Source organism: Tianweitania sp., assembly GCF_032053605.1.
In the GTDB taxonomy this organism is placed as follows: Bacteria; Pseudomonadota; Alphaproteobacteria; order Rhizobiales; family Rhizobiaceae; genus Tianweitania.
In genome coordinates this window covers 1-9,600 of the sequence record NZ_DAMBUH010000114.1, presented here as the reverse complement: position 1 = coordinate 9,600, position 9,600 = coordinate 1, and the positions used below count along the sequence as shown (strand labels likewise).

The following is a 9,600-nucleotide window of genomic DNA, read 5'->3' as shown; positions in this document are numbered from 1 at the left end:
ATCGCCAGCGAAGTGGGGCTGCACCTAGCAACCCTTGCGCCGGAAACGGTGGAACGCCTGCGTGTGCTGCTTCCAGATTTCGCCACGCCGCAAAACCCGCTGGATGTAACCGGTGCCGCCTTCGGCGATCCCAATGTTTATCGTGGGGCGCTGGACGCTCTGGATGCTGATCCAAAGGTGGCCGTCACGATCGCCGCGCAAGATGCGCCGCCCGGCCTGTCTCCTGCCATTGCAGCCGAATATTCCGGCATCGCGGGCGCCGTCGCCGCCTATGAGGGCAAGACGCTTGTTATTGCGATGTCGAACCTTTCGGCCGGCCTGCATCCCGACGTTGCCGCTGCTTATGGCGATGCGGTCCGGCTTCAGGGCACCCGTGCCACGCTGACGGCCGTCGCGCGCTGCCAGGCGGCAAGCCAAACCGTGACATGGCACCAGGCAAGCAAGGGCAATGCACCGCTCGATGCTGAACCAGGCCCAATCAGCGAAGCCGCAGCTCGCGCCATTTTCGCTGGTATCGGCCTGACCGGCCCGATCGGCGAAGTCGCGGCAACCGCCGATCAAGCCGCAGCGATCGCCGAGCGGATTGGAACCAGGGTAGCGATGAAGATCGCGTCACCCGACATCGCGCACAAGACCGAAGCGGGCGGAGTCGTGCTCGGCGTGGACGGTGGTGAAGCAGCCGGCGTGGCTTTCGAGCGCATCATGGCATCGGCCAGGGCTTACGCGCCGGATGCGCGTTTGGACGGCGTACTGATGCAGGAAATGGTCGCCGGCGGCGTCGAGGTTCTGCTCGGCCTCGTTCAGCATCCGCCCTTCGGTCTTGGTCTGGTGGTGGGTGCCGGCGGAACCCTGACCGAACTGATGCAGGACGCTGCCTTTGATCTTCTTCCGATCGATGCCGAGCGCGCCGAGGCCATGATCGCGCGTACGCGCCTCGCCAAGCTGCTGGCCGGCATGCGCGGCGCGCCGGCGGCCGACCGCAAAGCGCTTGTCGATGCCATCGTCGCGCTGTCAGAGTTCGGCGAGCGGCATTCAGCGGCTATTGAGGCGATTGACCTCAATCCCGTCGCGGTTCTTCAGGAAGGCAAGGGGATCCGTCTGCTGGATTCTCTCATTCTGCGGGCCTGAGCGCCCGCAGTTTCAGCGAAAGGTCGCCAGGCGTTCGGTGAGGAGGGCGAAGAAGCCGTCCGCATCGACGTCGCGGATCCAGGTCGCGTTCCTTTCGCGCGAGGTGACACCCCACCAGTCCACCACCGTCATGCCGACGCAAAGCTCGGATTCGGTTTCGATCTCCACATTGCAGAGCCGGCCCTCGTAGAGGTCGGGCCGCAGCAGCCAGGCGATGACGTTGGGGTCATGCAGCGGGCCGCCGTCGGTGCCGTATTTGGCTTCGTCGAAGCGCTCGAAAAACTCCAGCCAGCCGGCAGCAGCCTCCGTTAGCGGCGTGCCGATCGCCCGGATGGCTGCGATCCTGTTGCGCGTGGTGAGAACCTTATGCGTGACGTCGAGTGGGATGATGGTCAGCGGAACGCCGGAGCCCAGCACGATCGTCGCCGCTTCCGGATCGACCCAGATGTTGAATTCCGCCGCCGGAGTGATGTTGCCGCCTTCGAACAGGCCGCCACCCATGGCGACAATCCGGCGGATGCGCGAAGCGATATCCGGAGCGCGTGTCAGCGCGGTAGCAATATTCGTGAGCGGCCCGAGCGGACACAGTGTCACCGCGCCCGGCGCTTCGCGGCGCAGCGTTTCAATAATGAAGTCGACGCCGTGCTGGTCCTGCAGGGGCATGGTCGGGTCTGGCAGATCCGCGCCATCAAGGCCGGTTGCGCCATGCACGTGTTCGGCCGTGCGCAGCGCCCTCTGCATCGGCCGGTCGCAGCCAGCAAAGACCGGGATGTCCGTGCGCTTTGCCAGTTCGCAGATTTTGCGGATATTCACTTCGGTCAGTGACAAAGGCACGTTGCCGGCGACCGCCGTAAGGCCGAGAACCTCGAGTTCCGGGCTAGCCAGAGCGAGAAGGATGGCGAAGGCATCATCCTGCCCGGGATCGGTGTCAATGATAATCTTGTCGGCCATGGCCTTGCCTTTCAGGGTAGAAGCGTGTCGTTGCCGTACGCTGCGGAGGTCGAGATGACGCGGTCGGGATTGAGAATGCCGGCAGGATCGAGGGCGCGTTTCAGGCGGCCCATAACGGCAAGTTCCGCCTCGCTTCGGCACAGATGCAGCCAATCCCGCTTGTCGGTGCCGATCCCGTGTTCGGCAGTGATCGTGCCGCCAGCATCGGCGACGGCGGTCAGCACGGCCTGTGCGATATCAGCGCCTTCCTCGGTTTCCACGATGTAGTGCAGATTGCCGTCCCCGAGATGGCCGAAGATGAAGGCGCGGGCCGTAGGATCGATGGCGGAAACACGATCGTTGGCCAGCTTAAGAAAGCAGTTCATTGCGTTCAACCGGATGCCGACGTCGAAGCCGTAAGACTGGCCTTGCGCATAAACATAGTCACTGACGCCGTCCCTGATTGCCCAAAGGGTCTCGAACTCGCGTCCCGACGAGGACAGTATGGCGTCACTGCACAATCCGATCTCAACGGCGTCGCCGAGTGCGGCGTGGAAGCGCTCAAGATCGGCATCGGGCATCTGTCCCTGGATATCCGTCAGCACATAGAGGCCGGCGCCTGGAGGCAGCGGTGGAACGATGCCCATATGCGCGATGGTGCCGGCGTAAACATCTGGAAAGACGATCTCGAAGGCCGCCAGCAGGTCGCCGATCCGCTCTCGAAGGAACACCAGCAGCTTGATGGCATCATCGACAGAGCCAAGCGACAGCAGCGCCGCACGTTCGCTTTTTGGAGCAGGGCGCAGACGCAGCTTCGCACGCGTCCCGACGCCGAGCGTGCCTTCCGAGCCAATAAACAACTGCCGCAGATCATAGCCCGCATTGTCCTTGGGTAGGCCGCGCATGCAGTCGATGATCGTGCCATCGGCCAACACGCCTTCCAGTCCGGCGACCTGATCGCGCATCATGCCGTATCGCAAGACGCGGATACCGCCGGCATTCGTGGCGATCATGCCGCCGATGGTCGCGCTTCCGCGTGCGCCGAGATCCACGCCGAACATGAACCCAGCTGCCTGCGCGACCTCTTGCACCGCTTGCAGGGGAACGCCCGCTTCCACCTCGATCGTGCCTTCGGCGACGTTGACCGCCGACATGCCGCGCATCCGCTCCAGCGAAACCGCGACTTCGCCATGGCGCGGCCTTGCCCCGCCGGCGAGACCGGTCAGGCCACCTTGAATAACCACCGGCTGACGCAGCTTTGTTGCGGTTTGCAGGATCATCGACAGATCCGCAGCATGCCTTGGGCGCAGCAGGAGGGAAGGTGGAATGCCGGGCACCCGCGTCCCGTCGGTGGCATTCGCGGGATTGACATTTGCGCCCTCGACAAAGGCATTGGCATCGAGATGCGCGCGGAGATGCGTAGCAAACTCAAGTCGCTTCTCAGGCATCATGGATGACGCCGCGGCGGCACGGCACAAGCTCTCATGCAGGTGAAGAGGAAGGTGAGGGCAGTCACAACGGCAACTCACAAGCGGCCAAGTTGGATCAAAGGGTGAGACAAACAACCATATTTGTCAAACCTATATTTAAACTGGATTTGGCCGCCCGACCCTGCCATGCTGGGCGGCAAAGAGGAGCGAAGATGGTCCTGAACTATGATGGCGTGGTGCGCGGCAGCGTTGCCAAGCAGGTGGCCGACAGCATTCGCGAAGCCATTCTGGACGGCCGTCTCAAGATGGATGAGCGTTTGCCGACGGAAGAAGAGCTGGCGCGCCGATTTGGCATTTCGCGGCCAACGGTGCGCGAAGCGCTAAAGCGGCTGGCGGCGCAGAACCTCATCCAGTCGAAGCGCGGTCCGTCCGGTGGCACCTTTGTCATGCGTCCCGATCCTGCAGGCCTGTCGGGAACCATCACGGCCGCCGCGACGCTGCTGGTCGGCGTCGGCGCCTTTGATATCGACGAAATCATCACGGCGCGTCGCGAAACAGAAGCAATCTGCTGCCGGCTGGCCGCTGCCAACCGCAACGAGGACGAGCTTGCTGCTATGGAAGCCGAGATCGCCCTTCAAAGCGACAGCGCGACGAGCGACGAAGAGTTCTGCGCTTCCGACGTTCGCTTTCACCGCGCGCTCGTGCGCGCCAGCCGCAACGGGCCGCTGGAACTCATGATGTATACGGTGATCGAGGCCTTCATCCCCATTACCAACATGATCGTGGTGCGCATGCGCGAGCGCCAGCCGGTCGTGTCCTTCCATCGCGACATGCTGGACGCGGTGCGCCGCCGCGATGCCCCGTCTGCCATCGAAGCTTTGGAGCGGCTGCTCGATTATCTGCGGGCGATGTACAATGCCACGCTGACCGCTCGCGCGGCGCGAAGCGCCGGCTGATCACCGAACCACACCGTATTGGGAGAAGATGCCATGTCCGACACGTTCCGTGCCTTGGTTATCGACAATGTTGAAGGCAATCAGACCATCGCGTTTCGCGATCTGTCCAAGTCGGATCTGCCCGACCACGATGTTCTCGTCGAAATTGCCTATTCAACGCTGAACTATAAGGACGGTCTCGCGGTCAGCGGAAAGGGGCGCATCGCGCGGAGGCTTCCAATGGTCGCCGGCATCGATCTGGCCGGCACGGTGGTGGAAAGCCGCTCAGCCGATTGGAAGCAAGGCGACAAGGTCGTCGTCAACGGCTGGGGTCTGTCGGAAGCCGAATGGGGTGGCTACAGCCGGTTCCAGCGCCTCAAGCCGGAATGGCTGACGCGCCTGCCGGATGCTTTCACGCCTTTGCAAGCCATGGCGATCGGGACAGCCGGCTATACCGCGTCGCTTTGTGTTGATGCGCTCGAAGACTGGGGTCGCATTCAGCCGAACGAGGGCGAGGTGCTGGTGACGGGTGCTGCCGGCGGCGTCGGGTCGGTTGCGATCAGCCTTCTGGCGGCGCGCGGCTACGCCGTCACGGCCGCAACAGGCAGGCCGGAAACACACGACTTCCTGACCGGTCTTGGAGCCACCAACTTCATCAGCCGTGAAGATCTCTCTGCCAAGGGTGGTCCGTTGCAGAAGGAGCGATGGACCGGCGGCGTGGATGCCGTGGGCTCGACGATCCTTGCCAATGCGCTGGCTCAAACGGTCCGGGGCGGGGCGATCGCCTGCTGCGGTCTGGCTGGGGGTGCTGATCTTCCCGCAACCGTTTTGCCGCATATCCTTCGCAGCGTTGCTTTGATCGGCGTCGACTCCGTCATGGCATCGGCGAGCCAACGTGATCGGGCTTGGCAGCGTCTTGCCCGGGATCTGGACCCTGGCAAGCTTGATACCCTGACGAGGGTAGAACCTTTGTCGAAGATCCAGACCCTTGGCGACGAGATACTGGCGGGCAACGTGCGAGGCAGGGTTGTCATAGACGTCTCGGCTTAGTTCCCGGCTTTCGCGTAGGCGCTGCCACTCCTGTCAGGAGCCCTTCGACCGGTCGGAACCAACCCATCCTCCATCGGTTCAGGGACTCCACAATAGGAATTTGTATGCGTACCAATCATGCTGTGCTCGAGCAGCCGACGTTGCCGAGCGCTGAAGAGCATTTGCGTGACTTCATTCTTGATCCGGAATTTCCCTGCGTCGGCGCGAAATCTGCGGCGCAGAAGGGTCGTATGACCGTTTACTCGGCACGCGATATTCGGAGTGCCTGGAACGATGTCGAAATCCAGGATGCCTTGATGCAGTTCGCCTGGGCCTATTCGAAAGATCCGACGCTGTTCACCAGCTTTGCCGTTGTGTTCGAAGGGCCTGACGATCTCAGCGAAACCGCGTTTGAAACGGCCTTATGGGAGCGCGTCCAGTCCTTGGCCGATAAGGATGCCTGGCGCGGGCAGAAGCATGATCCGCGCGTCAGTTCCGATCCGGACGACCCGCATTTCTCGTTGAGCTTTGGCGGCGAAGCGTTCTTTGTGGTTGGTCTGCACCCCAATGCCAGCCGTCCCGCGCGGCGCTTTGATCGGCCGACGATGGTGTTCAACCTGCACGATCAGTTCGAAATGCTGCGGCAGCAGAATCGCTATGAGAAACTGCGCAAGGCGATCCTCGATCGCGACGTAAAGCTCGCCGGCGACATCAACCCGATGCTGGCGCGACATGGCTCGATTTCTGAGGCGCGGCAATACAGCGGACGCGCCGTCAACGATGACTGGCGCTGCCCGTTCGGCCGAAAGGCTGAAGCGGAAGTGGTGCTTGAGCCCGCGACGGTGGGCGCGGACAACAAGAAGCGTTCGTGATGGATCATGCACATCATCACCACCACGTCATCCCGCCGCGCAGTGGCGACGCGTTCGAAATGAAGGCCGGACAGACGCTGACGGTGATCGACGCGCTTGGCGCGCAGGTCGCCGATCTCTTAGCGATCAATGCTGCCGACAAGCGCGAGATGCTGTCATCCGGGCGCACGCTCGATTATGCCGAGCGCATCTATCTCACAACCGGCGACAAGCTCTACTCCAACCGCTCCAACGTGATGCTGGAGATTGTGGAGGACGATGTCGGCCGGCACGACTTTCTGCTGACGCCGTGTTCCGAAGCGACGTTCCGCATGTGCTATGACAACGAGCCACCGCATCGCGGTTGCCTCGGCAATTTGGCTGCAGCGTTGCAGCCGTATGGGATCGAGGAGGACGCTATCCCGATTGCCTTCAACTGCTTCATGAACGTGCCGGTGGATGGCGAAACCGGCAAGCTCAAGGTCCTGCCACCGCTGAGCAAGGCCGGCGACCGCATCGTGTTCGTGGCCAGAATGGATCTCATCATCGGGCTGACTGCATGCTCCGCGCCGGCCAGCAACGGCGGTAGCTTCAAGCCGATCCATTACGAAGTGCGTTGAACCTTTAGTTTGCGTGCGCCGCGCAAGGCGCACGCTGCCCGCTAGGGTTGTTCCAACAACATCGCGATACCCTGGCCGACACCAATGCAAAGGGTCGCTACCGCGCGTTGCACCTTTCTGTCTGCCAGATCGATGGCCGTTGTCAGCGCCAGGCGCGCCCCGGACATGCCGAGAGGATGGCCAAGCGCAATCGCGCCGCCGTTCGGGTTGATAAAATCGGCATCGTCGGGAAGGCCGAGTTGGCGAAGGCAGGCAAGTGACTGCGCCGCAAAGGCTTCGTTGAGCTCGATTAGATCGACGTCGCCGATGCCAAGCCCCTTGGTTGCGAGAAGCTTCTGCGTGGCAGGCACCGGGCCGATGCCCATGATCGAGGGCGCAACCCCAACGGTCGCCATGCCCGTGATCCGGGCCAACGGGCTCAGGCCGTATTTTGCAACGGCACTTTCCGATGCAATCAACAGCGCGGCCGCACCGTCATTTACGCCGGAGGCATTGCCCGCCGTCACCGTCCCGCCCGGGCGGAACGGGGTGCCGAGAGCGGCGAGCTTTTCCAGCGTGGTCTGACGCGGATGCTCGTCGCGATCGACCCTGATCGTCGTGCCCTTACCGGCTGAAACGTCGACCGCAGCAATTTCGCGGGCAAAGCGGCCGCTGGCTTGAGCCGCAAGGGCGCGTGCCTGGCTGCGAAACGCAAAGGCATCCTGGTCGGCGCGGGAGATGCCGTATCTTTCGGCCACGTTCTCCGCCGTTTCGGGCATTGAGTCGATGCCATATTGCTTCTCGATCAGCCTGTTGACGAAGCGCCAGCCGATCGTCGTGTCATGGATCTCGTTTTGACGGGAAAACGGCGTCGTTGCCTTCGGCATGACGAAGGGCGCGCGTGACATGGATTCCGCGCCGCCAGCAATCATCAGATCGGCTTCACCCACACGGATAGCGCGCGCGGCATAGCCGACCGCATCGAGCCCGGAGCCGCATAGCCGGTTGATGGTCGTGCCTGCGGTTGTTTCGGTGAGACCCGAAAGCAGCACCGCCATGCGCGCGACGTTGCGATTGTCTTCGCCCGCCTGGTTGGCGCAGCCGAGCACGACTTCTTCTATCGCTTCGGCCGGGATCTGCGGGAAGCGCTGCATCAAGGCGCGGATGGGGTGGGCGGCAAGATCGTCCGTCCGCACCGAGGAAAGACTGCCGCCATAGCGACCGATGGGCGTGCGCAAGCCGTCGATGATGTAAGCGTTGCCGACCATTACTGAATTCCTGCCTGAACCATCGGCCCACCGCGCCAAGCGGGGTAGCCATAGCCATTGATCAGAACGAGATCGATGTCGGACGCGCGCCGAGCGATGCCCTCGTCGAGGATCTTGCGCCCTTCGGAAACGATCCCGTCGAGCACGCGCGCAACGATGTCGGCGGCTTCAAAGGGACGGCGGTCGACACCGGCCTCTCGAGACGCCTGTTCGATCATAGCGGTCACTTCGGGATCGACCATGCGGCGACCGTCCGGGTAGGCGTAGTAGCCTTTGCCGCTTTTCTGACCAAAGCGCCCGGCTTCACACAGGTGGTCAGCGATGGTCACATAGCGCTCGCTCGGATCACGCGTTGCTGCGTTACGCTTGCGGCGCGCCCAGGAAATATCGAGGCCGGCAAGGTCGTTGACGGCATATGGACCCATGGCGAAGCCGTAGTTTTCCAGCGCCGCATCGATCTCATGCGGCAGCGCGCCGTCTTCCAGCATGAAGTCGCATTCGCGGCGATAGGCTGTGAACAGGCGATTGCCGATGAAACCTTCGCACACGCCGCTGACCACGCCGAGTTTGCCGAGACGTTTGACGACGGCAAGCCCGGTTGCCAGCACATCTGGCGCGACTTGTGCTGTGCGAACCACTTCCACCAGCCGCATGATATTGGCCGGCGAGAAGAAGTGCAGGCCAAGGAAGCGCTCGGGATTTGTCACGACGGCTGCGATTTCGTCCGGATCGAGATAGCTGGTGTTGGTCGCGAGAATGGCGTCCGGGCGGACGATGGTGGAGAGTTCGGCGAAGAGCTCCGTTTTCACCGCAAGATCGTCGAACACGGCTTCGATCACCAGATCGCAGGGGGCAAGCGCCGTCCGGTCGGCGAAGGTGCTCAGGCGATCCAGTTGCTCGGCGCGATCGGCTTCGCTGATGCGGCCGGATTTTACCAGCCGCGCAAATAGACCTTCGATGCGAACGCGCCCGGCTTCCATCGATGCCTCGTCGCGCTCGACGACGCGCACCGTGAAGCTTGCCTGAAGAAAGGCGACGGCAATGCCAGCGCCCATCAGACCCGCGCCAACGACGCCGACGGTTTGAACGGCCCGAGGCTTGACCTCTTCCAGGCCCGGCACCTTTGCAGCAACGCGCTCGGCGGCGAAGACATGCCGCAGCGCCTTGGATTGATCGGACTGAACCAGTTCGAGGAAGCATGCGCGCTCGGCGGCCAGCCCCTCATCCAAGGGCATCTGTGCCGCCTGGAGAACAAGGCGTGCGGCAGCAGCCGGCGATTGCTGTCCGCGCGCTTTCTTCTCCACGGCAGAAAATTGCTTTTGCGCTTCACCTTCATCGAAAGCCGGCACGGCGAGCGAACCGGTTCGGCGCGGTTCGCAGCCCGCGAGACTGTTGGCGAGGGCCATGGCGGCGCTGACAAGATCGCCCTC

At 62.8% G+C, this 9,600-nt stretch carries 9 protein-coding genes; 5 read left to right on the top strand and 4 right to left on the bottom strand.

All coding sequences use genetic code 11. The features are described from left to right. Window positions 1–1,128: acetate--CoA ligase family protein (locus RTX98_RS17770; RefSeq protein WP_312798135.1), on the top strand; the 1,128-nt coding region annotated here is incomplete at its 5' end. 12 nt (window positions 1,129–1,140) lie between these two features. Here the strand turns inward: RTX98_RS17770 and RTX98_RS17765 are convergent. Continuing rightward, the gene (locus tag RTX98_RS17765) at window positions 1,141–2,079 is read right to left on the bottom strand and encodes a nucleoside hydrolase (RefSeq protein WP_312798134.1); all 939 of its coding nucleotides are present in this window, start codon (window positions 2,077–2,079) and stop codon (window positions 1,141–1,143) included. A gap of 11 nt (window positions 2,080–2,090) precedes the next feature. After that, window positions 2,091–3,509 (bottom strand): FAD-binding oxidoreductase, encoded by a 1,419-nt coding sequence (locus tag RTX98_RS17760; RefSeq protein WP_312798133.1) that lies wholly within the window; start codon window positions 3,507–3,509, stop codon window positions 2,091–2,093. 191 nt (window positions 3,510–3,700) lie between these two features. Between RTX98_RS17760 and RTX98_RS17755 the strand changes: the two genes are divergently transcribed. From RTX98_RS17755 to RTX98_RS17740, 4 genes are all read left to right on the top strand, one after another. After that, on the top strand, window positions 3,701–4,444 hold the full coding sequence (locus tag RTX98_RS17755; protein ID WP_312798132.1) for a FadR/GntR family transcriptional regulator: 744 nt from the start codon (window positions 3,701–3,703) through the stop codon (window positions 4,442–4,444). 33 nt (window positions 4,445–4,477) lie between these two features. Then, on the top strand, window positions 4,478–5,473 hold the full coding sequence (locus tag RTX98_RS17750; protein ID WP_312798131.1) for an MDR family oxidoreductase: 996 nt from the start codon (window positions 4,478–4,480) through the stop codon (window positions 5,471–5,473). Between the two features lie 104 nt (window positions 5,474–5,577). After that, window positions 5,578–6,324, top strand: coding sequence for a guanitoxin biosynthesis heme-dependent pre-guanitoxin N-hydroxylase GntA (gene gntA, locus RTX98_RS17745; protein WP_312798130.1), 747 nt, complete (start codon window positions 5,578–5,580; stop codon window positions 6,322–6,324). Beyond that, complete coding sequence (locus tag RTX98_RS17740) at window positions 6,324–6,923, top strand: DUF1989 domain-containing protein (protein ID WP_189506804.1); 600 nt, start codon at window positions 6,324–6,326, stop codon at window positions 6,921–6,923. The genes gntA and RTX98_RS17740 overlap by 1 nt, the downstream gene beginning before the upstream one ends. A 41-nt stretch (window positions 6,924–6,964) precedes the next feature. Here the strand turns inward: RTX98_RS17740 and pcaF are convergent, their stop codons facing one another. After that, a complete protein-coding gene (gene pcaF, locus RTX98_RS17735; protein WP_312798129.1) occupies window positions 6,965–8,170 on the bottom strand; it encodes a 3-oxoadipyl-CoA thiolase in 1,206 nt (401 codons plus the stop codon). Next, a partial coding sequence (locus tag RTX98_RS17730) for a 3-hydroxyacyl-CoA dehydrogenase family protein (RefSeq protein WP_312798128.1) occupies window positions 8,170–9,600 on the bottom strand: 1,431 nt, incomplete at its 5' end. The genes RTX98_RS17730 and pcaF, both read right to left, overlap by 1 nt.

Bases quoted from the DNA above. Each gene is read 5' to 3' on its own strand.
- RTX98_RS17765 (WP_312798134.1), bottom strand. From the start codon at position 2,079: ATGGCCGACAAGATTATCATTGACACCGATCCCGGGCAGGATGATGCC.
- RTX98_RS17760 (WP_312798133.1), bottom strand. From the start codon at position 3,509: ATGATGCCTGAGAAGCGACTTGAGTTTGCTACGCATCTCCGCGCGCAT.
- RTX98_RS17755 (WP_312798132.1), top strand. From the start codon at position 3,701: ATGGTCCTGAACTATGATGGCGTGGTGCGCGGCAGCGTTGCCAAGCAG.
- RTX98_RS17750 (WP_312798131.1), top strand. From the start codon at position 4,478: ATGTCCGACACGTTCCGTGCCTTGGTTATCGACAATGTTGAAGGCAAT.
- gntA (WP_312798130.1), top strand. From the start codon at position 5,578: ATGCGTACCAATCATGCTGTGCTCGAGCAGCCGACGTTGCCGAGCGCT.
- RTX98_RS17740 (WP_189506804.1), top strand. From the start codon at position 6,324: ATGGATCATGCACATCATCACCACCACGTCATCCCGCCGCGCAGTGGC.
- pcaF (WP_312798129.1), bottom strand. From the start codon at position 8,170: ATGGTCGGCAACGCTTACATCATCGACGGCTTGCGCACGCCCATCGGT.